The following is a 23,423-nucleotide window of genomic DNA, read 5'->3' as shown; positions in this document are numbered from 1 at the left end:
GTTACCAATTATGCTGCGGTTTTGAAAAATTTAGAGAAAAACAAAACCTGATAACTTATTGCATTCGACCAGTATTCCCAATTATGTGCACCTTTTCGGGTAATGAAATCGTGTGGAATATTATTGTCCAGCAGTTTCTGATGCAGTTTTACATTGACAGGAAAAAAGAAATCTTCCGTTCCGCAATCGATGATCAGTGGAAGTGTTTTTGATGTTAAAAGATGAGTCATGTTAATAACGCTATGACTATCCCATCTTTCCGGAAATTCGGCATAAGACCCAAGCCTTTTCGCCATATCCCAGTTTAAAGGAAATGGCCGTAAATCCACTCCACCGCTCATACTGCCAGCTGCTCCGAAAACATCCTGATGTTTGAGCGCCAGGAATAAAGCACCGTGTCCACCCATACTCAAACCTGTAATGGCTCTTCCGGATTTGTTGTTGATAGTTTTGTAATGCGTATCAATCCAGGATACCAGCTCGGAACTTACATAAGTTTCGTATTTAAATGTAGTATCAACCGGGCTGTCGAAATACCAGCTTGAAAAATTTCCGTCCGGACATACGATAATTAATTTATACTGATCGGCATACTCTGACACCGATTTCACCTTACTGATCCAGTCGGCCTGGTTACCGCTATAACCGTGTAGTAAATATAAAACAGGCAGCTTTTCGCTTGATTTAATAGCATCGGGAGTAATGACGACAGCCTTAATATTTTTCCGCATCGATGGACTATATGTCGAAACGGTATCAACTTTTGATGCTTTAAGTGCTGTATGGCAAAGCAGAAAAACCAGTGGAATTAATAGATATTTCATTTTCAGTTTTACAGAGTTTTTAGTTAAAAGATTTAAAGCACCGCGGGTTACTGGTTTTTTCTAATCAGGATTTGGATTTCATGACAACACCAATTTTAACATTAGTAAAAACAGATTTTATATTATTTATCTTATATTTAGCACCTCATACTCTCAATTTTAAAAATGGAAGAAAAAGATCAACACCAGGTTACTTTTCATGGAGAAGGCAGCAAACTTTTTGGTATTTACATCGTCAATTTATTGCTTACCCTTGTTACGCTGGGCATGTATTATCCGTGGGCAAAGGCCGCGGTCCTGCAATATATTTATCAGGAAACAGAATTTGAAGGTAGCCGTTTCACTTTTCACGGAACTGGTAAAGAAATGTTTATTGGCTTTATCAAAGCGATCGGAATTTTTGTTGTCATTTATGCATTTTTGATACTTTGTGTTTTGTCAAAAAAGCCATTGATCATGAGCATTGGCTTCTTTGTTACTTATGCTTCTTTTATTTTACTGATTCCAATCGCTATTCATGGTTCTACCAAGTACAGAGCGTCACGTTCATCCTGGCGCGGAATTCATTTTGGCTATCGCGGCGACCAGAAAGAATTTTTGCAGGAATTTATTATCGGGGCGTTGCTAACGATTTCGACAATAGGGATTTACTATTTCTGGTTCATTATTAAAATCAGGAAGTACATATTTAGTCATCTGCGTTTCGGAAGCATTTCATTTTCGTATCACGGTAACGGTACGGATTATTTCAAACTTCATTTAAAAGGTTACTTTCTGACTTTAATCACGCTCGGCGTTTATTCTTTCTGGTATGTAAAAGACCTTTTCCGTTATTTTGTTGATAATATCCAAATGGAGCAGGACGGAGAAATCATTCAATTTCGCTCCACGGCAACAGCTGGCGGCTATTTCAAACTCATTATTGGCAATCTTTTCATCATTATATTAACCCTTGGTTTCGGAACTCCGTGGGCGACAGTTCGCACACTCAATTTTATTTTCTCAAACATTCTGATTGAAGGAAATCTGGACGTCAATGCAATTCAGCAAACGGAAATGGATTATCGGGATGCAACCGGTGAAGATATTTCCGACATGATCGATATTGGACTGGTATAAATAAAAGCTATTTTATGTACCGTTTTGATATTTTATATTTTGATGGAAAATTTTCAGTAACACATCAGGCAACGTTAGATTTAGAACAAGATCACTGGCTTATTCAATATGTTGATCAGGATAAAAATCAACAAATCGTTCGTTGGGAAATCAATGTAATTGAGCGGGATTTAGGTTTTAATTCACTGTATATTTTTAGATATGGTGATTTTCCCAAACAAACGATCGAAAGTAAAGATGAAAATCTTCTTGTTTCGTTAAAAAAACAATATCCTGAAAAGCCATTTTTTACCAAAAGGATTGATCTTTTAGTAAATCAAAATGGCATTGTCATAGCCGGACTTGCCTCGGCGTTACTAGGATTTCTGGTCGTAGCTTATTTTTATATTCTTCCTTGGTTCGCTGAAACGGTTGCGGATAAAATTCCGATAAGTATGGAAACGCAACTGGGAGAAACCATGTATGAAAGTATGATTTCCCAGTACAAAAAGGATGATAGCCTGACACGTAATGTTAATGATTTTGTAAAGGAAATCGATTTCGAAACGGATTATCCTGTTAAGGTTACCGTTGTCAAAGAAGATCAAATGAATGCATTTCCCTTGCCTGGCGGACATATCATTGTTTTTGACAAGATAATTTCAAAGATGAAAACCAAAGAAGAACTTGCGGCGCTTCTGGCACATGAAGTTGCACATGTGCATTACCGGCATTCTCTGAAAAGTATTTTCCGCAGTTTGTCCGGTTATTTACTGATTTCCCTAATCTTCAATGATATCAACGGAATCACAGCCGTTCTGGCTGATAATTCCAATATGTTGTTGAATTTAAATTATTCCCGAAATCTTGAAAAAGATGCTGATGAAAAGGCAGTTGGAATTTTGCAGTCAAATGGTTTGGATTTAAAGGGTTTGACTGACCTGTTTACTCTGTTGAAATCAGGATCAAATGATTCCGGAACTTTGAAGCTGCTAAGTACGCATCCGCTTACCGACGAAAGAATTGAGTATGCAAAAGATGCTTCCCTTCATCAGAAAGGAATTCGGGATAATGAAAAACTGGAAAAAAGATGGAGGTTAATTGTAGAACAGTCCAAATGAAAAAGCAGCGTATGGCACCATTTTTGTTATATTGAGTTGAAATATAATGTCTTGGTACAAAAAAGAAGTCATATGAAAACGCTCACGAAAGAAGGTCAGAAAAAAATTGAAGATATAGCATCACGATATGAATTAAGTAAAGACAGTGTTTTGGCTATGCTGAAAGCTGTTATTAATGGAAATGCCACGATGGCGCAATTTAACATTCCTGAACTTGGTGGCAGTGGTCAGTGGATGAAAGGCGGAATGACGATGGTTGGTGACATGTTCAACCGGACTATTAAAATTACTGTCGACCAGCTTTGTAACGAACTTGCTCAGCTTGTTTCAACAGAAATTATTTTTGAAGAGCATGCAGAACAGACCATTGAGAATAAAAATGGGGTCTCCGATACACCCTGGCCAGCCGTTTTTGGTAATCCAACGGCAAGTGGTTCTCAAAATAATTTCAAGTATGCTTATTTTGCTCCTGTGCATCGTTTAGTAATCGAACAAAATGGAAACCGTACCATTTACGATACCAAACACCACCACATTTCGGGAGTTTCGCAGCAGCAAGGCTCGGGCCAGTCTTATTTACTAACAAGTCAGGATGGTCCGGTTGATATTTCTTCGTTACCATTGATTTCAGAACCTGGAAATCTGACTCAGGAAACGCCCGGACTAGCTTATGATGTGGTAAAATCCAAGGGATGGAACGAGAATGAAAACTCTTCGAAACCAACATTGGCACCCATGTCTGAGGATGCAGTTTTTTCAACGATTGAAAAACTTTCTGGTTTGTTTGAAAAAGGACATATTACCGAGGAGGAGTATAAAGCGAAAAAGGCAGAGCTATTGGCAAGACTTTAATAATGGTTAATTGTTAATGATTAAGGGTTAATTATGGTTCTGGATATAGTAGATTATTTTTCGGTATTGAAGAGCAATCATCGCGTGAGGATCAGCAATTAATAGGGTTGGAATTATTAAACGTGATATAATTTTTACTTTCATACAATAAAAAAGACCTGATTGAGAATTTTCTCAACCAGGTCTTTTTTTATTAAACTTGATGATTATTACAAGCTATTTACAGCTTGATGTGCATCACGATATTTTTTGATCAAATCGTGTGATGTTTTCAAAGAAGATTTTTGATCTGTGATCAATTGTCTTACATCAGCAGGGATTTCAGCGTCAGATGCTAATGCATCTGCATATGCTTCTTGTGCTGCATCCTCTCCACCTTCACAGCTTTCAAGCGCTGCTTGTCTGCTATGGCCTGTGAATGTTGATTTTACATCCATCCAGATACGGTATATTTTACCAGAATTTGTAGTGCCTGTTTCTACCTCACCACCAAGAGAAATAACTTGTGATGATAATTCAGATACGTAACCTCTGCTATCATCTGCCATTTTCTGAAACAAAGCTTGCAGGTCTACATCAATATCGTCTGTTTCCTTAATCGCTTTTTCGTATCCTTCAATACGGTCGTTATTAATTTGGATCAGATCATTTAATACTTCTATAAGATTTTCGTTCGTTGACATATCAGTGTAATTTTAAATGGATAATGTTGGAACATTTAAAAACTTTGTGCCATTATAAGATTTGTACGTGAAGGCGTTTTTATATTGTAAAACAGGGGTTAAGTGTTGCCGTTTTTGCCCGGGAGTGCGTAATTTAAGTACTTTTACGTATGGTGATATAGGTAAATTTTATATTTAAATACTTGATAATGTGATTGTTGTTTATAATTAAAACGCAAATCCAATTTTGAGGCCTCCCCATTTATGCGTTCTGCCTGTTTCAAATTCCTTACTCAGATATGTCCGGTAATATTCAACATAAAGATTCCTTAAACTTAATATCACGCCATATGAATTCTGGAAAGTGAAACGGTTAATTTGTCCCGAAGTCAATGTATAAGGACTGCTTCTGTTGATAATTCCGCCCTGCATGGTAGCGTCATATCCAACCAGACTAACCAACGGTTGTGTGTAGAAATAAAGCTGATAATTGTTTTTGATTCTTTTTTCGCGGCTTTGAAATGGGGAATCAAATCTACCGATTGTTAGCGTAGCGCCGCCCTGGATTTTATCCGAGAGTGTTCCCAGCCGAATACCTGAATTTGTATTTAGAGAAACAATATTGGGAACATTGAAAATCTCCTTTTCGTAGCTCAATTCATAATTAACAACTACCTCATTCCTAATCTGATATTGCCAGCCCATAGGTTCCTGATCACCCGTCCAGCTGTGAATTTTCTTCTGCATTTTGCCCGCAAAAGCCGCCGGGCCAAGCATACCGGTACTTAGTGTCGATGACAATCGTGATTTGTGTAAAGTATCAACTGAAACCGCAAAACTTTTAAGCATAATCACCCCAGCGAACGGACGGTCGTTTCTCAGAATTTCATTGCTTTTGATACTGGTAGGAGTGAAGCCGTAATGTTCGAAGGAAATACCGTATTTGGTACGACTGTTTTTTAACCGGAGTAATGTGTGGGACAACGGATTTTTTTTCAGTCCTGGATTTACAAATTCAAGATTATAACCCTGAGTGTAATAATAATCTGTTTTGCCGTAAAAATCATTGTCGTAATGAATCCTGAAATATTTTTCGCCTGTCACATTTCTGAACGAAGCAAGATTATCAATCCTCTGGCCGTAAGAAACCAGAGGGATTAAGAATATCGATATTAAAAGTAGTTTTCGCATAGTATGAGATATACGATCTCAAACTTGCGACGGATTATGCCGGGTGCGCCAAGAGTGCTTTTACATGCAATTCGTTATCCGTAAGATATTTGGCGTGCGCTACTTCTTTATGCAATATGCGCTGGATTTTACCTTTTTCATAAGCCAGAAAAACAGCAGGGTGCACATAATATTTTCTGCAAACGGTACGCGTATTTCCCAAATGCGCAGCCACAGCATCCAGGCACGTATTTACAGTTTTTGTAAATTCCCTTTTGGTTTTATATTCAGATTGTCCACTCAAAAACTCAAATGCCGTAACAGTTCCCATCCATGTGCGGAAATCTTTTGCAGAAAAACTTGCACCGGTATGAATCCTTATATATTCATTCACATGGCTCGCTGACAAAGCACATTTTTCCCCTTTTTCATTGATATATTGAAAAAGTCTGCGTCCTGGCATTTCTTTGCACTGTTTTACCAATCTGGCCAATTGTATATCCCTCAATGTGATATCCTGTTTCACCCCTTTTTTACCTTTAAACATAAAACGGATGGTTTTTCCTTTCACAGTAGCATGTCTGGCGTCCAGTGTGGTAATGCCGGAAGAGCCGTGTTTTATTTTATAACGCTGATTTCCAACACGGATACAGGTTTTATCCATGAGTTTTATTACCAATGCGATAGCTTTGTCGAGATCAAAGGTTCGTCTGCGTAAATCACTTTCTACCTTTTCGCGCAGGAGGGGCAACGAGTCAGAAAATGTGAGCAGACGGTAATATTTTGTCTGGTTCCGGATAAGATTCCAGTGCGGGTGATAGCGGTATTGTTTGCGTCCGGCTTCGTCAATACCGGTCGCCTGAAGATGGCCTTCGGGATCTTTACTAATCCATACTTCCTGCCAGGCAGGTGGTAAAACCAGGGATTTTATTCTCGATATAGCCTCTTTATCTTTACATCTTTCACCAGATTTTTCCACGTAATAGAACCGTGGAGATTTACCCTTTCGAATATATCCCGGCGCTTCACTTCCTGAAATGTAATGAAGCCCCGCAGCAGCGGCTGTTAATGCAGGATCCTTTTTAAGTTTCTTTATTTGTTTAGCGGAAATTACAGGCAATTCTGTAAGTGTACCAACGGCTACGGCTACCGACATAATTTTGTACTGTTAAATGAATTATTCGCGATTATTTAATAATTCAGTACCAGTACAAAAAAATACGGTTTTATAGTATTGTAAATTGGTATAAGTATTTGATTTATAGAAGATTAATTACAAGTAAGCTTATGAGATTACATTCGGGCTAAATTATAATTGCGGAAGTATCTACTCAGTTTATAAAGTTGGGGAGATCCGAAATTAATAAATAATTCAGAGAAAATTAATTGTTGTTAACAACAAGAAAATCATTTATATCCGGCTGAGAAGCAAGATCACTTTTCGAAAATAAACATTTTTCAAGGATTCGGATCAGGCTTGAAAAACTTGTAGGTTTTTGAACATATAAATTAGCTCCTGCATTGTAAGCCGATTCCAGAAGATAACCCGCTACGGAAGTTGAAAGAATAATAACTGGTGTTTTCCGAAAATGAACAGTTGACCTCAGCTCTGAAAGGCATTCAAGCCCGTTTTTAACCGGCATGTTCATATCCAGAAATATCATGTCAGGAATGACTTCGCTTGAATTTAATTTTTTCATCAATTCTAAGCCATTTTCTGCTGTAATCAGGCTTGATGATACGGAAAGTTGTTCTAATGCTTCCTGAAAAAGGAAGGTGTCATCTTCGTCATCATCTGCTAAAAAAATAGTGTAGAATTTTTCCGGATTCATATTGTATTATTCAAAAGTTGCGTTGCGTCCTGATGTCTGTAATTTACATCTGATAAAGTCTGATTTACAACATCTTACAAAACAAGCATTTTGTATTGGTTAATTAAAACATGAAATTAATACAAGTTTACTCAAAAAACATTTTTGTCGTAGTACTTTACCAAGAGTTGATCAAATTTTTTTGATCAGATACTCCATGTTGAATATAATCGCCAGTCTGAGATATGGGATTTTGAGATATATTTCGCTGAAATGGTTTTTAAGGTGAATTGCCAAACAAAATTTTGATGGCATAATTTTTTGTTTTCAGCTGCCAATATCACATAAAATGTAAGAAATTATGAAAAAGATCACATTGAGCGCGCTGTTTCTGGCCAGTATATTAACATTCTCGGCTTGTAACTCTTCAAAAAAAGAAGATAGCAAAGAAATGGCTGAGGATGCCAACGAGAAAAAATTCGAAGACACTAAAATTGAAGACGACACAGAATTTGCGGTTGCAGCAGCGGATGGTGGAATGTTGGAAGTACAATTGGGCGAGCTGGCTGAAAAAAATGCAGCGTCTCCGGGTGTAAAAGATTTTGGTAAAATGATGGTAAAAGATCATTCAAAAGCGAACGATGAATTGAAAGCTTTGGCTGAAAAAAAGAACATTACACTGCCAACTGCACTCAGCGAAAAATGCCAGAAAATGTACAATGATCTTTCTGAAAAAACCGGAAAAGATTTTGACAAAGCGTATGTTTCGGCCATGGTTGACGACCATAAGGAGGACGTAAAGAAATTTGAAGAGGCTTCCAAAGATGGTAAAGATGCTGATATAAAAACATGGGCGGCAGAAAAACTGCCAACTTTAAATCATCATCTTGAGACAGTGCAAGCTTTGAAGGAGACGCTAAAATAATTAGCAAGACCCTTTTTTTTAAGCGGAATAACCTTGGTTGTTCCGCTTTTTTTGTGAGTATTATTGTCACGAAAATCGCTTATTTTAATTAATTCTTGTTTTTTGGAGGTATATAAAGTTATTTTGTCTATCAGTTTTATAGAGTAATTGAAAAGTTTAGGGGTCGGTGCTGTAGGAATCTAACGGCCTGGATAAAAAAGTGGAATTAAAATCGCTTGAAATGCGGAGCAAGTATACTTGTGCACTGGAAATTTTAAGCTGGCTAAATAAAAGTGATTGTGCAAAAAACAGAATATGATGCCGTTGTTGTAGGTTCAGGTCCTAATGGATTTGCTGCGGCCATTACGTTACAGCAGCAGGGACTTTCTGTTTTATTGGTAGAAGGCAAAAAGGAAATCGGTGGAGGAATGAGAACGCAGGCCTTAACATTGCCGGGTTTTCTACATGATGTTTGTTCAGCAGTTCACCCAATGGCAGTCATTTCCCCATTTTTTCAAAATTTGTCTCTTGGTGATTATGGACTGGAATTAATCCAACCCCAACATGCCGCTGCTCACCCTTTTGATGATGGAACTGCTGGAGTTTTGGACCGTTCTGTGGAAGATACTGCCAATGGTTTGGGAAAAGATAAAGAAGCTTATCTGAAATTTATGAGTCCTGTTGTAAGGGATTTACCAAAATTATTGCCCGATTTGTTAGGCCCGTTTCCGAAACCAAAATATCCTCTGGCATTGGCGGAATTTGGATTAAAGGCAATTCCATCCGCTGTTTTTATGGCGAATAAATTTAAGACCAAACAGGCACGCGGGCTTTGGGCAGGTATGGCTGCTCACGCAATTCAGCCACTCGAAAACCTGACAACTTCTGCAATCGGATTAATGTTAATGGCGGCAGGGCATGTAGCAGGCTGGCCCATTCCAAAAGGTGGTTCTCAGTCCATTGCCAATGCTTTGGCTACAAAATTTCTGGCTTTGGGAGGAGAAATTCAAACTGATTTTCAAATAAAATCATTGAATCAGCTTCCACCTGCAAAAGTTGTTTTGTTTGATGTAACACCAAGACAATTGGTAGAAATTGCTGGTGCTAAACTTAGCGTATCTTACAAAAATCGATTGGCAAAATATCGTTATGGTATGGGCGTTTTTAAAATTGATTGGGCATTAAGCGAACCAATTCCTTTTAAAGCGGCGGCATGCCGAAGTGCCGGGACAGTACATTTGGGCAATACACTGGAAGAAATTGCAGAGGGTGAAAAAATGACTTCGGAAGGGAAACAATCACAAAAGCCTTATGTGCTTTTATCTCAGCCAAGTGTATTTGATACCACCCGCGCCCCGGCGGGAAAACATACTGCCTGGGCTTATTGCCACGTTCCAAACGGCTCAAAAGAAGATATGACGCAAGCAATTGAAAATCAGGTGGAACGTTTTGCACCAGGTTTTAAGGATTTGATCATTGCCCGCAGTACAATGAATACGGAACAAATGGAAGCCTATAATCCGAATTATATCGGTGGCGATATTAACGGCGGAGTCCAGGATGTTTTTCAATTGTATACACGCCCGGTTCTGAGTTTATCGCCTTACCGGACTTCTAATGAAGGAATATACCTTTGTTCTTCGTCTACGCCACCCGGCGGAGGTGTTCATGGAATGTGTGGATACCATGCAGCAAAAACTGCTTTAAAAGATATTTTCAGAATTTCAATTGGTTGATTGAGAGTGGTTTATATAAGGTGTTTATAGTGAATAAATAGGTTTTGAGATGAAATTTTTTGGAAAATTATTTTTATTGATGTCGCTGGCAGTCATCGGTTTAAGCTGCCAGACGAAACAAACGGCGGAAGAAAAAACAAAGGATAGTCTGGCTAAATGTATCGCAGACGGAATGCCGACGCGTGCCTCCGCAATTTTGGCAAGTCAGGAAAAAATCGTGGAAAGTAAAGGAAGCAAAGATGGAATGGTGCTGATCAAGGGAGGAGAATTTTTGATGGGTGCTGACGAATTTCCTGATTCCAGACCGATGCATAAAGTAAGAGTCGATCCTTTTTATATGGATGAACATGAGGTTACGAACGGAGAATTTGCCCGTTTTGTAAAAGCTACAAATTATAAAACTGTTGCTGAACGTCCATTAAATCCAGCTGATTATCCGGGAGTACCAGCAGATAAACTTGTTCCTGGATCGGCAGTTTTTACGCCCACAGCACAAAAAGTTTCTTTGGAAAATCCTCTGCAATGGTGGAATTATATACCCGGAGCCAGTTGGTCAGAGCCAGAGGGGAAAGGTAGCTCGATCAAGGGCCGCGAAAATTTTCCGGTCGTTCATGTTTCCTATGAAGATGCAACAGCTTATGCCAAATGGGCTGGAAAACGTTTGCCGACAGAAGCGGAGTGGGAATTTGCCGCGCAGGGAGGAAAAGGAAACCATACCTATTACTGGGGCGATCAGCTGAAACCTGCCAACAAATGGGTTGCCAACATATATCAGGGAAGTTTTCCTGACAATAATTTAAAAGAAGACGGTTATGCAGGCGCCGCACCTGTAAAAACATTTCCTGCCAATCCTTACGGTTTGTTTGATATGGATGGCAATGTATGGGAATGGTGCGAAGATTTATACCGTCCGGATTATTATCAGAAAAGTCCGTCTGGTAATCCACAAGGGCCAAAAGACAGCTACGATCCCGATGAACCGGGTGCTGTAAAACGAGTTCAGCGTGGTGGGTCATTTTTGTGCAGTGACGAATATTGTATTCGCTACAAGGCTGGAAGTCGTGGAAAAGGCGAAGTTACAAGTGGAAGTAATAATTTAGGCTTTCGTTGTGTAATGGCTGCAAAATAATTTAGCAGTTATAATTTACTCGTTAATAAGTAGTTATATTAATAAAAATTTAAAGAAGTATTTCTTTTGAAAATAATTTGCTATATAAAAACAATAGACTAAATATTCTATTGTTTTTATATAGAATAAGACATTACTTTGTAATATAAAATTTAATTTCGGGATCGAAAATTAAATCATGGCAAACGGATTGGCTTAGCATATGAGTACTCGTTTTTTGACAGTTCCAGGCCTGGCAGGTTCAGGACCGCAGCATTGGCAAACCCTTTGGGAAGTTCAGCAACCCGATGTTTTCAACAGGATCGAACAGGACAACTGGGATTGGCCGAACCGTGAAGATTGGGTAGAAAGATTGCAGGAGTATATCAGTAAATTGACATCTCCGACGGTTTTGGTTGCACATAGTCTGGGATGTATAACGGTAGTTCACTGGGCTGCAAAATATTCATCACCCTGGATTGAAGGTGCTTTGCTGGTTGCGCCGGCGGATGCTGAACTATCAAAAAGACTAAATTTTGTGGAAGGTTTTGTTCCAATTCCTTTTCGACCATTACCTTTTAAGAGTATCGTTGTAGCAAGTACGAATGACATTTACGCTTCTATCAAACGTTCGCAATTTTTTGCCGATGCCTGGGGAAGTACGTTTATAAATCTTGGGAAAAAAGGGCATATCAATGCCGTTTCAAAACTGGAAGACTGGCCGGAGGGAAAGGAAATTCTGAAACAACTGGCAAGTTCCGGGTTTGTTGACATAAAATAAAATTACTTTAAATCTTTAATCCATTTAATTTCAAGAAAACGATGAAAAAAATCTTTGTATTTGCTTTGGTAGGTCTTATGGTAAATGCGGCTGCGATAGCAGGTGGTCCGGCTAAGTCAAAAGCTGCGGACAAAACTTTGACTATTGATCCAAAGGCCAGCAAAGTGGTTTGGGTTGGCAAAAAAGTGACAGGAGAGCACACAGGCATAGTACCGATCAGCAGCGGAACGTTGATTCTGGATAAGGATAAATTGAAAGGCGGAAGTTTTGTTTTGGATACAAAATCGTTAACAGTAACCGATTTGACTGATAATGATTCCAACGGAAAATTAACCGGACACTTGAAAGGAAATGACTTTTTTGCGGTTGAAAAATTTCCTCAGTCCAAACTTGATATTACCTCGGTAACTGCAAAAGGGGCGAACGTATATGACGTAACAGGTAAGTTGACAATTAAAGGAATTACAAACGATATCACTTTTCCTGCCACTTTAAAAGCAGACGGTAAATCAGTAGCAGCAACTGCAAAATTAACTGTTGACCGTACAAAATACGACATCAAATTCCGCTCGACCAACTTCTTCGAGAATCTTGGTGACAAAGCGATTTCAAATGATTTTGTTCTTGATGTAAATCTAATAGCTAAATAGCTGTTGGCTATTAGCCGTTAGCTATTAGCATTTAGTAATTAGCTTTTTGCTCTAACATGATTTATTGAAACTACCTGCTGATTTATTTCGGCGGGTAGTTTTTTTGTTTTTAGGTAAAATTAAATGGGAAAATTAAATTTCTTATTAAGCTTAAATCCTACTTCGAGCCATCCTAACCGCAAAAAGCTAATAGCTAACCGCTAAAAAGAAGTAGGCGAAAGGCCTTTTCCTCTTTCCTAATTAATTCGTCATCATAAACTATCCTAAATGAGAAGATTTACGAAAGGGTTACTTCCTGCAATTTTATTGATTTCTATGCAGGTTCATGCGCAAACAAAAAATAATCTTCCTGATTGGGCTTTTGGTGGTTTTGTAAGACCTGCAAATGTCAATCCGGTCATCTCACCCGATACGAGTACGCGCTTTTTAGATCCGATGACCGGCAAAAAAGTTGCCTGGGAGTCGAATGATACTTTCAATCCGGCAGCAACAATGAAAGACGGGAAAATTGTGGTAATCTACCGTGCTGAGGATAAATTAGGTCGGGAAATCGGGATGAGGACTTCGCGGCTGGGTTATGCGGAAAGTACGGATGGAATTACATTTAAAAGAAAAAAGACACCGGTTTTTTTTCCTGGTGATGATAGCCAGAAAGCAATGGAATGGCCGGGAGGCTGTGAAGATCCCCGAATTGCGGTTACAGAGGATGGAACTTATGTTTTGATTTATACCCAGTGGAATCGTGATAAAGCCAGACTGGGAATTGCAACATCAAAAGATCTGGTCAAATGGGAAAAACATGGTCCTGCTTTTGTAAAAGCCTATAATGGAAAATTCAATAATATCTGGTCGAAATCCGGTTCTATTGTTACAAAACTTGTAAATGACAAACAGGTTATTGCCAAAATAAACGGGAAATACTGGCTTTATTTTGGAGAAGCAAATGTGAATGTCGCCACTTCAACGGATCTGATAAACTGGACGCCATTGGTAGACGATAAAGAAAATCTGATCAATCTTATATCACCAAGAAAAGGCTTTTTTGACAGTAACCTGACGGAATGCGGCCCGCCGGCAATTGTTACGGATAAAGGAATCGTGTTGTTATATAACGGAAAAAACGATGCCGGAGCGAATGGTGATTTAAGATTTACGCCAAATAGCTATTGCGCCGGGCAGGTTTTATTTGACAAAAATGATCCTTCCAAATTAATAAGCCGAATGGATGTTCCCTTTTTCAGACCTATGGAACCATTTGAAAAAAGCGGACAATATGTTGCCGGGACCGTATTCATTGAAGGTATGGTTTACTTTAAGAAAAAGTGGCTTTTATATTATGGCTGCGCAGATTCGCGGGTAGGCGTTGCTATTTTTGATCCAAAAATTAAAGGGCCGGGAGATCCTGTACCAACAAAATAGCAGTTAGTTTTTTATAAAAAAAACGCTTCTAACTTTCAGTAAATCAGGATTTTTATTCTGAAAACTGATAGTCAGAAGCGTTTTTGATTTGTTAGTTAATATTAAATCTTTCTATAAATCAATCGAAAATAATTTTGTTGCCGTATATACCATCAAACAAATAAACTAAATCGAATTTATGAAAACGCTTAAACTAAAATTTGCAGGATTATTGGCAGTCGCTTTGTTATCAACATTCGGCGCATTTGCACAAAAAGAAAAAACAGTAATGGTAGGTGGTGCAGAAATGTACCCTTCTAAAAACATTATTGAAAATGCTGTTAATTCAAAAGAACATACTACACTTGTAGCAGCTGTAAAAGCGGCAGGTTTGGTAGAAACATTATCAGGAACGGGTCCATTCACCGTTTTTGCGCCTGTAAATTCAGCTTTCGCAGCTTTGCCAGCTGGTACGGTTGACAACTTATTGAAACCGGAAAACAAAGATATGCTAACTTCTATCCTTACATATCACGTAATTCCTGGCAAAGTGGATTCTAAAGCTGTGGCGATGATGATCAAAGATGGCGGTGGAAAAGCAATGGCTAAAACTGTTCAGGGTGAAGAATTGACTTTCACAATGAAAGGAAAAAATCTGATGATCACTGATTCAAAAGGTAATATGGCAAAAGTTACAACGGCTGACGTGTATCAGTCCAACGGTGTAATTCATGTAATTGATAAGGTTTTGATGCCTTAAAATCGTGTTGTTGAAAAGTGAAGTTGGTAGTGGTTGATGAGTCCTTTCTTTTTCCCGGATTCAGATTTATTTCTGTCCGGGAAAAACGAGAGGATTGAAGTTTAAGGAGGAAAATAGTTACGAACATCTGGAAGTAATTCCAGGTGTTTTTTGTTTTAAAAGAAGTATTTAAAAATTAAATTGAAGGTTAGGTTTTATTGAAATAGTGAATCAGATTTAACAGTTTTAAAAAGTATAAATTAATTTATCCTTTGATATATTAAATTGAGAGAATTTTAAGTTAAATAGCTATCTGTATGCAAGATTTAAACCTTTCCGTCAAAACGGTGTCAGATATATCGTAAACTAAAATAAATCCAACTGTATGAAAAGGATAGTGAAAGTGACAAAATCCATCGCAATGATGGTTGTGGCGGGTACCTTAATGCTTGCTTGTAGTCAGGCACTTCAAACGAGTTATGACTATGATTCGTCTGTAAATCTTAAACAATTCAAGACTTTCAACGTAGCGCCGGAGCGTAATAATGACCAGGATCCGTTGCTGGGAAGCGAGCTGAATAAAAGAAGATTGAGAGATGCTGTGATTGAAGTAATGCAGGGCAAAGGATATAAACTGGATCCGAATCCGGAAATTCTGGTTCGTTTTATGACGGACGTTAAGGAGCGCCAGCAGGTACGTTCCAACAATTCATATTCACCTTACATGTGGTGGTATGGTGGTGGAAATAACATTTCAACGTATAATTATCAGGAAAGCCGTTTTATCCTGAATATTTATCAGAAGAATAGTGATAAGATGATCTGGCAGGGTTGGGCATCCGGAAAAGTGAAACCACCAACTAAAAAAGATGATCGTGAAATGATGGTGAAAAATACTATGGCTGATATTTTGAGAACATTTCCTCAGGCAACTTCTGATACTTATAGTTCAAAATAAAGGTTTTTGACTAAATAAAAAGGGAGGCAACGTTTTAGGTTGTCTCCCTTTTTATTTAATTTATAATTTGGCCTAATTCACATGTTTGGAAAATGGATTTTGGAATAATACATCAAAGGATAGGTATGAAACCGGGTCTGTGAACTCGCCTGATTTAAACTGTTCCATTAGTCCCAGATCAAGAATGATATCAGATTTTTTAAAAATGTGCCGAAAGTAAATTGAAAACCTGTCTTCTGTGAAATGATAATTGGACCAGGTATGGTGGTGATCAGCCGGTATAGTAGACTGATATTCATCCACCGCTGTCAGGAATTCATTACCACTGACAATAATGTTGGTCTTATCCTCATTAATGGGCAGGCTGGCAGTTGCCTTTAACCGGAAACGAAGTTCAAGTGGGCGTGCTGATGCCCTCCAATCCGGGGAGTAAAATGTGCGTGCCTCAGGCCTGAATGCATAATTGACAGAAACCTTATTAAACTGCTGACGGTAATAAAGTCGACCGTAATATCTCAGTTCATAGCGATAGGAGGGATCTTCTGATTCGTAAGGGTTTTCTTCTGAATACAGGTTTTGCACCCTAAAGCTATTTGCTAGTGAGGCTTGCCATCTCGGACTAAATTTGTATAAAAACTCGTGATTGTAAACAGCAATACCCTGCTTGTGTAATAATCCCCAGCTTTTAGGATCGCTCATTCTGGAAGCACCTCCATACACTGTCAAAGTCAGTCGCTTATTTAGTGCCTGACTAAAACCAACAACGCCCCAGGAAACCGTTTTGGTGCCGTCCAGTCCGGGCGGTGATATCTGAGCAGAAATGGGCTGAATTGTCAGTATAAAGAAAAAAAATGTAATAAATGTTGAAAATTTCATTTGTTAGTATTTAACAATGTATTAAACCGGATGATTTTCGTTTTAATGTTTAATGAGGTCCTATGGCTCGTTTTGATTACCTTATTGATTAAATAATTTGCCGGAACAAATAAAAAAAATAATAGTAGCCAGGAATTTTTAACGAAGCTAATTGGCAATTCTGGAAATAATTGGGAATTGCAAAGAAGTAATCTATCAGTTGTGCAGCAAAAACTATTTCCTAAATATTTCCAAAATCAGGTTATAGTTTTGTCTGATAATCACTAAATTCTTACATGAAAATACTAGTTGTCGAAGACGAAAAAGGTTTGGCGGAAAGCATTGTGGATTATCTGACAAAAGAAGGATTTATCTGCGAGGTTGCTAATACTTTCTGGCAGGCAGATGAAAAGGTCAGTTTATATCAATATGACTGTACGATTGTGGACCTGACACTTCCTGACGGTGATGGCTTTGGTATTATTCAAACTCTAAAAAAGATTGCGTCCACAACAGGAATTATTATAATTTCGGCCAGAAATACACTTGAAGATAAGATTAAAGGACTGGAAATTGGTTCGGATGACTATATGACCAAACCTTTTCACCTTTCCGAGCTGAACGCCCGGGTTAAATCCCTGATTCGCCGCCGGAATTTTGGAGGAAATAATGATATGATATGGCGGGAAATCCGCGTCCAGTTACAAGCAAGAAATGTTTTTGTTTCAGAAAAGGAAACACTTTTATCGAGAAAAGAATACGATCTGCTTTTATATTTCCTTTCCAATATTGATGTCGTATTGACCAAAGAATCAATAGCAGAACATCTTTGGGGTGATCATATGGATTCGGCGGATTCTCTGGATATGGTTTATTCACACATAAAGAATCTGCGCCGTAAAATTCTTGAAAAGGGCGGAAAAGACTACATTCAGTCTATCTATGGTATTGGCTATAAATTCACAGCTGCTTGAAACTACTTGAAAAAACAAGCCGTATCTACCTGATGGCTTCGCTGGTCATATATCTGGCTGTTGGGATTGCCTTTTACTGGATTATTAAATATATGATTTATGACGAGATAGAAACCCGTTTAAAAGTAGAAATGCAGGATTTCGAATCCTTTATCCGTTCACATGATACCTGGAATAATAATTCCTATTTTGTAGAGAATAAAATTGAAGTCATGCCAGTTAGCGGGGAGTACAATCATGCCGTTGTATTTAAAGATACATTGCTTCAAAATCGTTATGATGAGGGAATAGGGCCATTTCGCCAGCTTACTTTTTACACAATTATAGGAGGCGTTCCGCACCGGGTTTCGATACGGAAATCGATGATTGAATCCTATAAACTGATCGAGGCGATATCTGCGGCAATGGTTACTTTTCTATGTCTGCTCATGATCAGTATGTTTATGTTTCAGCGACGGCTTTCCGGGAAATTATGGAAACCTTTTTACGATACCCTGAGCATAATTAAAGAGTTTGATTTGACAAAAAAAGAGAAATTGCAGCTTCCGCAAAGTGAAGTAACGGAGTTCAGCGAACTGGATGATGTATTGAAAAAAATGGCTGACAAAATGCAGCATGATTATAAAAGTCTGAAAGAATTCACTGAAAACGCTTCCCACGAAATCCAGACGCCGCTTGCATTAATAAATGCCCGTGTAGAACAATTTATTCAATCCAGAGATTTGAGTGAAAGTCATACCTACTGGATTGAGGAGATTTATCATGCTTCCAGAAGAATGTCACGGTTAAACCAGGGATTGTTACTTCTGGCTAAGATTGAAAATCAGCAGTTTACGGATACCGAAGATCTGGATCTTGTTGATTTATTGAAAAACAAACTTTCCGATTTTGAAGATATTTTAACGCATAAGCAAATTGATGTCAAGATGGATTTGAGAAGCAGTTTTCAGATCGATATGTCGCCTTCACTTGCCGATATTTTGCTAAATAATATTTTGAGTAATGCCATTCGCCATAATTATGCAAACGGTCAGCTTTTTCTGGAATCAGATGAAAACTTTTTGAAGATCGGTAATACCGGAAATGAATTAAAAGCTGATCCGGAAAGATTATTCGAGCGGTTTAAAAAAGAATCCGCCGGTGCAGAATCCGTTGGGTTAGGACTGGCCATTGTGAAGCAGATTTGTGATAATTACGCATTGGAAATTGAGTATACTTATCACGAGACGATTCACTCGATTGGTATTCGACAAGAAGTTAAAGGGTTGACTGGTTGATATTTGCAAACCTAAGTAACTGAAATTTCTTCGATTTAAATTTCAATATATTCTATCGGATCCGGTTCGTCGATAGGATAATTTTTATTCTTCATATTTAGGTTTGCCTCGGAAAATCTGCGCATTCCAACTTGGTACCATCTGGTAAAATAGCCAGGACTAGCAGTCTAGCCGCAACGATGCTATTATAACTGAAAAGACCATCTACAAAGGATTATTTTTTTGTGAAACAAGGCTGTTTTGAATTCGTGATAATCATAGCGGAGAGAATTTTGATCAACAGCTATTGCTGTTTTTGTGATCAAGTAAAATCCTCCACCCACCTGGTAGGATTTCAATAAGATCAATATTGCAAAGATTTGCAATACGATCATAAAAGTCAACTGGAATTTTATTTTTTCCACTAAGCCAGTTGTGGACGCTGGTTTGGCTTACTTCCAGCGCGAGTGCTATTTCTGGTTGGGAGATTTCCCTTTGTTTGTAATAGGTTTGTAATGCTTCCTCGGCTGTCATGCTACAACAATTTTGATTACTGAATATCATTTCTACAAATAGCTTTGTAATAAATTCCTATTTCAAAATTGAAGCTTTTAATATCGTTGTGTCATAAAGATAGTGTTAACGGAGATGTTCGCAAAATCTTTTCATAAATCTATTCAATTCGGTTTTAAATTACTTATTATATAATAAATTGATTATTAGATACTTATGTTTTTTATTGGAACTTTAAACTATTACCTCGGTAATAATATCAGCTGTTCTCATTGATTTATTATTAAAGTAATAGTTGAAATAAATATCGTTTTACAGTTTTGTAGCACAATCCGAAACAATATCTGGCCAGAAGGTGGGGAGGTTGGTTTTTACTTATTATAAAATTCTATTCAAAATGAAAAGACTATCATTAGAAGAGTTGAAGGCTCAGAAGGCAGAGCAGGTTAAGGAAAATTTGGAGGCTATAAACGGTGGGAGCGCAGCAGATTGTCATTGTCAAATATGTTATGACGTGATAAATTTTTTTATGAGTTTCAACGCAAGTACTTGGTAACTAATAATTAAGTATAATGGTGTTTGACAATACCAGCAAGTGGAGAAAGTTAGGCACCATTATACATTTCGATTGAAAATGTGAAAAGACAATTTCGGGAGATTTATCTTATTATAAGACGTGGCATTTTGCCTAAGCATCAGGACGAATTGCGCCTATTTAGTAGCATAGCTACTTCGTTTATTTTATTGACTATTATGTCTTTTCTCTGTGTTGTCTCTTCATATATTATATTTAAATGTATTCACACTGAATTGCCAAAAAATTTGACTCAGGAATATTTGAGACGAAGAGGATTTCTGTACGCAATGGTTATTGTCAATATTATCGCACCAATTTTTGAAGAAATTGGATTTAGGTTATGTCTAAAATACACTCCATTTAATTTTTCCATTATGGCCGGTTATTTTGGAATGGCTATAGTGAAAATTTATTTTTCAATAAACTGGTTTGATATAGGGAAATCCCAATTTGTTTTCCTCGCGTCAATCTTTCTACTCTTTTCGATTTTCACATACAATATGTTGAGTTTGATATTTTCATTAAATATTTTTTTTTCCTTTGTCTGGCGAGAATATTACAATGTTGTTTTTATTTCTTCGGCAACTCTTTTTGGGTTTTGCCACATATTGAACTTTGATATTAAATCGGATCTGCATCTGTACTTTCTTGTTTTGCTACTTGTTTTTCCACAAATAATATGTGGAGTATGGTTTGGTTATGTCAGGTTAAAACATGGGATTGAATATGCAATTCTGCTACATTCTCTCTATAACTTGATACCTAATTTGATATATTTCATTACCTATTATATCGTTTAATTGAGAATGATAAATTTTAAAAATTCTGCAATTAACATAGCGCAGACATCGATTTCCGACACTATTCGTATGGCATTCTTTCAAGAGGATTCTGCACTTTTTTATTTATTGGATTACGAAGATGATTTTATATTTTTAGAGCCTTCATTATTTTGTTATTTCCTATCGGATATCAACAAAACGAATAAAATTCCCTTGCTTCAGTCGGTAGTGGGTTATATTCGTGCTGAAAAAAGGCTAGCCATGATTTCTCTTACAGCTGATCGATTCGGAATAGTCAACTTGCCAAATCTGGGATATATCCGTACTGAGCCATATAATATCGTTCCGGTAGATTTAATTACACTGACTGGACTGATACCTGATAAGTTTGTTAAAAACAGTAAAATTCGTTTGTGCTTGCATCCTACTGATTTATTGGCTTATGGCCAAGGATGTAAGTTTTCATGAACCTGTGGAAGACACACTCTATAAAAATGAAGATGCTTTATCCGTAGCAACAACTTTCTTGCAGGAACAATTACCCGATTTTTGGAGTTTGATAACATCCGTTACAAGAGAATTTGTAGTATTCAGCAGTCCTAATCACAATTCTTTTGCGGGAATAATGCATCACGGTACGGCATATTTTAATACAGAAAACAAGATACAAACGCCGGTCTTTTTTATTGATGATATCTCTCACCAATGTGGCCATGTTATCTTTAATGTACTTACGCTGGATACTCCTAAATATCTGAAAGTCCCAAAAGATCATCCGTTAAAAAATTATTCAACCAATCCGGGTGAAATGAGAGGAGCTTACGGAGCGTTTCATGGCTTGTTTACGTATACATGCATATTACATGCGTTAGACGAAGTTCTTCAAAGCCAATATTTTACTGATGAGAATTTGCGTTTTGAGGCATTAGGTAGAATTGGCTTCTATTTGCACAAGTTTTATTTAGACCTTAAACTCATGAACAATCCAGAGATACTTACGGATGCGGGCCTTGATTTTCATCGCCAATTCAATGAAGGTTTTCAGGAAATCTTGATTAGGTATAAGAAAGAAATACAAGGCTTTGATTATAGCAACCAGCCTTATACCTTTCAATATGATCGTTTTAAGGAATCAAATCTATTGTCAAAAAATATGTGAACGGGAAATTAAATCTCTTAATGAATGAAAGCTAAAATATACACACTCATCATTTTTTTCATACCCTTTATTTCTTTTGCCCAAACTACGGCTAATTATCAAAGGGCATTACAAATATTGGAAAAATCAATAAGCGCTACCAGTACACATATTCCTGACAGCCTGTTCATAAAATCCAAGGGCGTCATACATAATCTGGGACATTATGAAGTGCCAGGGAAAACAAAAGACATTCCTTATGAGGAAACAGATGTATTTTTTGCAAAACAACAATCCGGCTACATGCGCAGTACGATAGTAAACAACGGGTATACATTTGTTGAATTGGCTGTCAGCAAGCAGGATTCTGTTTACAAAAAGGGATTTTATCAAAACAAATTGTTGAAAGACAAAAATACGGACTTTGCATTTGAACTTGCCCGGAAGGTTCCGGCCAAGTTGCTTCATCTAGCCTGGCTGTCAAGAATTTCGCTGCGCTATTTGGGAGAAGATAAATCATACGCATGGATTTCATTTGGTTCAAAACAAGTCACCTTATTTATCAACAAAAAAACTAAACTTTTGGATAGAACTGAATATTTAGGCTATGACAATACGTATGGAGATGTAGTTTTCGCAACTGAATATAAAGCGTATTCTGATCAAAATGGTATTAAAATGCCAGCTTCCCGCATGGATTATGAATATGGAAAAGCGGAAAGAGAAGTTACTTATGAAGCTTTCCGTTCCAATATAAAACCGGATACTGCTGACTTGAAAATGACTCTGGTCCCCGAGTATTTCAAAAGAAAGATGGCTGAACGTATAGAGACAAGAGACAGCCTGGTTTTTGAAAAGGTTGCTGTTAATATCAATCTTATAAAAATAGTGTCACAAAACAATAAGATGCTTGTGGCAGAATTTCCCGATAATATTGCTTTGTTTGAGACTCCTTCCGGGATTGAGCTCAATGAAAATATTATCGCGCAATTGAAAAAGAGATTTCCTGGTAAACCTCTAAAGTATTTATTTGTGACGCACCATCATCCTGATCACGCTGGCGGTCTCAGGGCTTATGCTGCTCTGCCCCTAACTGTTGTTACCACTGCCGGGAATCAGGCGTATTTTGAGGCTAATATGAAAAAGTCCCATACGATGAGCAATGGTCTTATCAACAACAATGCACAAAATTCCCGGTTCGACTTTGTGCCATTGAATGGAGAGAAAATGTTTATGGGTAAAGTTGTTGCCTATGAAATTGGTAAAAGTACGGAGCATACCTATGAGCATTTGGTTTATTATTTTCCTGACAGCAAAATTTTGTGGACTGGCGATTTACTAAATTTCCGATCGGGGGGAAGGGTTTCATCGGCGGGCCAGAGAGGAAAAGCGGTGTACGATCTGATCACTTCAAAAAACCTAACCATAGACAGAATTTATACCTCCTGGCCCTTGCAGGGACAAAAGGAGTTTGGGACTATGGAAGAGCTACGGAAAATGACAGAAGTTAAATGAC

At 37.7% G+C, this 23,423-nt stretch carries 24 protein-coding genes; 17 read left to right on the top strand and 7 right to left on the bottom strand.

Features of this window, described 5'->3' with window-relative positions; genetic code table 11:
• Positions 1-8: 8 nt before the first annotated feature.
• The gene (locus FZF08_RS20945) at positions 9-824 is read right to left on the bottom strand and encodes an alpha/beta hydrolase family protein (RefSeq protein ID WP_159472746.1); all 816 of its coding nucleotides are present in this window, start codon (positions 822-824) and stop codon (positions 9-11) included.
• A 165-nt stretch (positions 825-989) separates the two neighbouring features.
• Here FZF08_RS20945 and FZF08_RS20940 point away from each other — a divergent pair, with 165 nt between their 5' ends.
• From FZF08_RS20940 to FZF08_RS20930, 3 genes are all read left to right on the top strand, one after another.
• Positions 990-1,943 carry a YjgN family protein gene (locus FZF08_RS20940; protein ID WP_159472743.1) on the top strand — a complete coding sequence of 318 codons (954 nt, stop codon included), beginning with the start codon at positions 990-992 and terminating at the stop codon, positions 1,941-1,943.
• 14 nt (positions 1,944-1,957) lie between these two features.
• Complete coding sequence (locus tag FZF08_RS20935) at positions 1,958-3,043, top strand: M48 family metallopeptidase (protein WP_159472740.1); 1,086 nt, start codon at positions 1,958-1,960, stop codon at positions 3,041-3,043.
• A gap of 72 nt (positions 3,044-3,115) precedes the next feature.
• Entirely contained in the window at positions 3,116-3,895 is a 780-nt protein-coding gene (locus FZF08_RS20930) for an SHOCT domain-containing protein (protein ID WP_159472737.1), read from the top strand.
• Positions 3,896-4,104: 209 nt separating this feature from the next.
• Here FZF08_RS20930 and FZF08_RS20925 read toward each other — a convergent pair whose 3' ends face one another.
• From FZF08_RS20925 to FZF08_RS20910, 4 genes are all read right to left on the bottom strand, one after another.
• Positions 4,105-4,578 (bottom strand): PA2169 family four-helix-bundle protein, encoded by a 474-nt coding sequence (locus FZF08_RS20925; RefSeq protein ID WP_159472735.1) that lies wholly within the window; start codon positions 4,576-4,578, stop codon positions 4,105-4,107.
• A 207-nt stretch (positions 4,579-4,785) separates the two neighbouring features.
• A complete protein-coding gene (locus FZF08_RS20920) occupies positions 4,786-5,748 on the bottom strand; it encodes a lipid A deacylase LpxR family protein (RefSeq protein WP_159472732.1) in 963 nt (320 codons plus the stop codon).
• A 34-nt stretch (positions 5,749-5,782) separates the two neighbouring features.
• The gene (locus tag FZF08_RS20915) at positions 5,783-6,883 is read right to left on the bottom strand and encodes a DNA topoisomerase IB (protein ID WP_159472729.1); all 1,101 of its coding nucleotides are present in this window, start codon (positions 6,881-6,883) and stop codon (positions 5,783-5,785) included.
• A 226-nt stretch (positions 6,884-7,109) separates the two neighbouring features.
• Complete coding sequence (locus FZF08_RS20910; RefSeq protein ID WP_159472726.1) at positions 7,110-7,559, bottom strand: response regulator; 450 nt, start codon at positions 7,557-7,559, stop codon at positions 7,110-7,112.
• A 340-nt stretch (positions 7,560-7,899) separates the two neighbouring features.
• Between FZF08_RS20910 and FZF08_RS20905 the strand changes: the two genes are divergently transcribed.
• From FZF08_RS20905 to FZF08_RS20870, 8 genes are all read left to right on the top strand, one after another.
• Positions 7,900-8,463, top strand: a complete 564-nt coding sequence (locus tag FZF08_RS20905; protein ID WP_159472723.1) for a DUF4142 domain-containing protein — start codon at positions 7,900-7,902, stop codon at positions 8,461-8,463.
• 278 nt (positions 8,464-8,741) lie between these two features.
• Positions 8,742-10,178, top strand: coding sequence for an NAD(P)/FAD-dependent oxidoreductase (locus FZF08_RS20900; protein ID WP_159472720.1), 1,437 nt, complete (start codon positions 8,742-8,744; stop codon positions 10,176-10,178).
• 49 nt (positions 10,179-10,227) lie between these two features.
• The gene (locus tag FZF08_RS20895) at positions 10,228-11,307 is read left to right on the top strand and encodes a formylglycine-generating enzyme family protein (protein WP_159472717.1); all 1,080 of its coding nucleotides are present in this window, start codon (positions 10,228-10,230) and stop codon (positions 11,305-11,307) included.
• A 202-nt stretch (positions 11,308-11,509) separates the two neighbouring features.
• Positions 11,510-12,067 carry an alpha/beta hydrolase gene (locus FZF08_RS20890; protein WP_159472696.1) on the top strand — a complete coding sequence of 186 codons (558 nt, stop codon included), beginning with the start codon at positions 11,510-11,512 and terminating at the stop codon, positions 12,065-12,067.
• Between the two features lie 41 nt (positions 12,068-12,108).
• Positions 12,109-12,717 carry a YceI family protein gene (locus tag FZF08_RS20885; protein WP_229216623.1) on the top strand — a complete coding sequence of 203 codons (609 nt, stop codon included), beginning with the start codon at positions 12,109-12,111 and terminating at the stop codon, positions 12,715-12,717.
• 267 nt (positions 12,718-12,984) lie between these two features.
• A complete protein-coding gene (locus FZF08_RS20880) occupies positions 12,985-14,136 on the top strand; it encodes a glycoside hydrolase family 130 protein (RefSeq protein WP_159472693.1) in 1,152 nt (383 codons plus the stop codon).
• Between the two features lie 178 nt (positions 14,137-14,314).
• A complete protein-coding gene (locus tag FZF08_RS20875; protein WP_159472690.1) occupies positions 14,315-14,875 on the top strand; it encodes a fasciclin domain-containing protein in 561 nt (186 codons plus the stop codon).
• Positions 14,876-15,239: 364 nt separating this feature from the next.
• Entirely contained in the window at positions 15,240-15,812 is a 573-nt protein-coding gene (locus FZF08_RS20870) for a DUF4136 domain-containing protein (protein ID WP_159472687.1), read from the top strand.
• A 72-nt stretch (positions 15,813-15,884) separates the two neighbouring features.
• On the opposite strand, the gene FZF08_RS20865 is transcribed toward FZF08_RS20870, so the two are convergent.
• Positions 15,885-16,688: a DUF2490 domain-containing protein gene (locus FZF08_RS20865; protein WP_159472684.1), complete on the bottom strand. Its 804-nt coding sequence runs from the start codon at positions 16,686-16,688 to the stop codon at positions 15,885-15,887.
• A gap of 275 nt (positions 16,689-16,963) precedes the next feature.
• On the opposite strand from FZF08_RS20865, the gene FZF08_RS20860 reads away from it, so the two are divergent.
• Together FZF08_RS20860 and FZF08_RS20855 are read left to right on the top strand one after the other, a co-directional pair.
• Positions 16,964-17,641 carry a response regulator transcription factor gene (locus FZF08_RS20860; protein WP_159472681.1) on the top strand — a complete coding sequence of 226 codons (678 nt, stop codon included), beginning with the start codon at positions 16,964-16,966 and terminating at the stop codon, positions 17,639-17,641.
• Positions 17,638-18,918, top strand: coding sequence for a HAMP domain-containing sensor histidine kinase (locus tag FZF08_RS20855; protein ID WP_200837138.1), 1,281 nt, complete (start codon positions 17,638-17,640; stop codon positions 18,916-18,918). Before FZF08_RS20860 ends, FZF08_RS20855 begins: the two co-directional genes overlap by 4 nt.
• Positions 18,919-19,194: 276 nt before the next feature.
• Here the strand turns inward: FZF08_RS20855 and FZF08_RS20850 are convergent, their stop codons facing one another.
• Positions 19,195-19,431: a helix-turn-helix transcriptional regulator gene (locus FZF08_RS20850; RefSeq protein WP_159472678.1), complete on the bottom strand. Its 237-nt coding sequence runs from the start codon at positions 19,429-19,431 to the stop codon at positions 19,195-19,197.
• 732 nt (positions 19,432-20,163) lie between these two features.
• Here FZF08_RS20850 and FZF08_RS32345 point away from each other — a divergent pair.
• The 4 genes from FZF08_RS32345 to FZF08_RS20830 are packed head-to-tail and all read left to right on the top strand — an operon-like array spanning position 20,164 to position 23,422.
• Positions 20,164-20,787, top strand: a complete 624-nt coding sequence (locus FZF08_RS32345; RefSeq protein WP_409012669.1) for a type II CAAX prenyl endopeptidase Rce1 family protein — start codon at positions 20,164-20,166, stop codon at positions 20,785-20,787.
• Between the two features lie 6 nt (positions 20,788-20,793).
• On the top strand, positions 20,794-21,237 hold the full coding sequence (locus tag FZF08_RS20840; protein ID WP_159472672.1) for a hypothetical protein: 444 nt from the start codon (positions 20,794-20,796) through the stop codon (positions 21,235-21,237).
• Positions 21,212-21,928 carry a hypothetical protein gene (locus FZF08_RS20835; protein WP_159472669.1) on the top strand — a complete coding sequence of 239 codons (717 nt, stop codon included), beginning with the start codon at positions 21,212-21,214 and terminating at the stop codon, positions 21,926-21,928. Before FZF08_RS20840 ends, FZF08_RS20835 begins: the two co-directional genes overlap by 26 nt.
• Before the next feature lie 24 nt (positions 21,929-21,952).
• On the top strand, positions 21,953-23,422 hold the full coding sequence (locus tag FZF08_RS20830; RefSeq protein ID WP_159472667.1) for an MBL fold metallo-hydrolase: 1,470 nt from the start codon (positions 21,953-21,955) through the stop codon (positions 23,420-23,422).
• Position 23,423: the final 1 nt, after the last annotated feature.

Origin of the sequence: Dyadobacter sp. 3J3, assembly GCF_009801115.1 — a bacterium.
Classification (GTDB): domain Bacteria; phylum Bacteroidota; class Bacteroidia; order Cytophagales; family Spirosomataceae; genus Dyadobacter.
This window is presented reverse-complemented; position numbering and strand designations above follow the sequence as displayed.

Excerpts from the sequence above, each read along its gene's own strand:
- FZF08_RS20865 (WP_159472684.1), bottom strand. The coding sequence starts at position 16,688 with ATGAAATTTTCAACATTTATTACATTTTTTTTCTTTATACTGACAATT.
- FZF08_RS20890 (WP_159472696.1), top strand. The coding sequence starts at position 11,510 with ATGAGTACTCGTTTTTTGACAGTTCCAGGCCTGGCAGGTTCAGGACCG.
- FZF08_RS20895 (WP_159472717.1), top strand. The coding sequence starts at position 10,228 with ATGAAATTTTTTGGAAAATTATTTTTATTGATGTCGCTGGCAGTCATC.
- FZF08_RS20910 (WP_159472726.1), bottom strand. The coding sequence starts at position 7,559 with ATGAATCCGGAAAAATTCTACACTATTTTTTTAGCAGATGATGACGAA.
- FZF08_RS20860 (WP_159472681.1), top strand. The coding sequence starts at position 16,964 with ATGAAAATACTAGTTGTCGAAGACGAAAAAGGTTTGGCGGAAAGCATT.
- FZF08_RS20850 (WP_159472678.1), bottom strand. The coding sequence starts at position 19,431 with ATGACAGCCGAGGAAGCATTACAAACCTATTACAAACAAAGGGAAATC.
- FZF08_RS20905 (WP_159472723.1), top strand. The coding sequence starts at position 7,900 with ATGAAAAAGATCACATTGAGCGCGCTGTTTCTGGCCAGTATATTAACA.
- FZF08_RS20870 (WP_159472687.1), top strand. The coding sequence starts at position 15,240 with ATGAAAAGGATAGTGAAAGTGACAAAATCCATCGCAATGATGGTTGTG.
- FZF08_RS20925 (WP_159472735.1), bottom strand. The coding sequence starts at position 4,578 with ATGTCAACGAACGAAAATCTTATAGAAGTATTAAATGATCTGATCCAA.
- FZF08_RS20875 (WP_159472690.1), top strand. The coding sequence starts at position 14,315 with ATGAAAACGCTTAAACTAAAATTTGCAGGATTATTGGCAGTCGCTTTG.
- FZF08_RS32345 (WP_409012669.1), top strand. The coding sequence starts at position 20,164 with ATGTCTTTTCTCTGTGTTGTCTCTTCATATATTATATTTAAATGTATT.
- FZF08_RS20935 (WP_159472740.1), top strand. The coding sequence starts at position 1,958 with ATGTACCGTTTTGATATTTTATATTTTGATGGAAAATTTTCAGTAACA.
- FZF08_RS20835 (WP_159472669.1), top strand. The coding sequence starts at position 21,212 with ATGGCCAAGGATGTAAGTTTTCATGAACCTGTGGAAGACACACTCTAT.
- FZF08_RS20920 (WP_159472732.1), bottom strand. The coding sequence starts at position 5,748 with ATGCGAAAACTACTTTTAATATCGATATTCTTAATCCCTCTGGTTTCT.
- FZF08_RS20830 (WP_159472667.1), top strand. The coding sequence starts at position 21,953 with ATGAAAGCTAAAATATACACACTCATCATTTTTTTCATACCCTTTATT.
- FZF08_RS20840 (WP_159472672.1), top strand. The coding sequence starts at position 20,794 with ATGATAAATTTTAAAAATTCTGCAATTAACATAGCGCAGACATCGATT.
- FZF08_RS20885 (WP_229216623.1), top strand. The coding sequence starts at position 12,109 with ATGAAAAAAATCTTTGTATTTGCTTTGGTAGGTCTTATGGTAAATGCG.
- FZF08_RS20915 (WP_159472729.1), bottom strand. The coding sequence starts at position 6,883 with ATGTCGGTAGCCGTAGCCGTTGGTACACTTACAGAATTGCCTGTAATT.
- FZF08_RS20940 (WP_159472743.1), top strand. The coding sequence starts at position 990 with ATGGAAGAAAAAGATCAACACCAGGTTACTTTTCATGGAGAAGGCAGC.
- FZF08_RS20880 (WP_159472693.1), top strand. The coding sequence starts at position 12,985 with ATGAGAAGATTTACGAAAGGGTTACTTCCTGCAATTTTATTGATTTCT.
- FZF08_RS20930 (WP_159472737.1), top strand. The coding sequence starts at position 3,116 with ATGAAAACGCTCACGAAAGAAGGTCAGAAAAAAATTGAAGATATAGCA.
- FZF08_RS20945 (WP_159472746.1), bottom strand. The coding sequence starts at position 824 with ATGAAATATCTATTAATTCCACTGGTTTTTCTGCTTTGCCATACAGCA.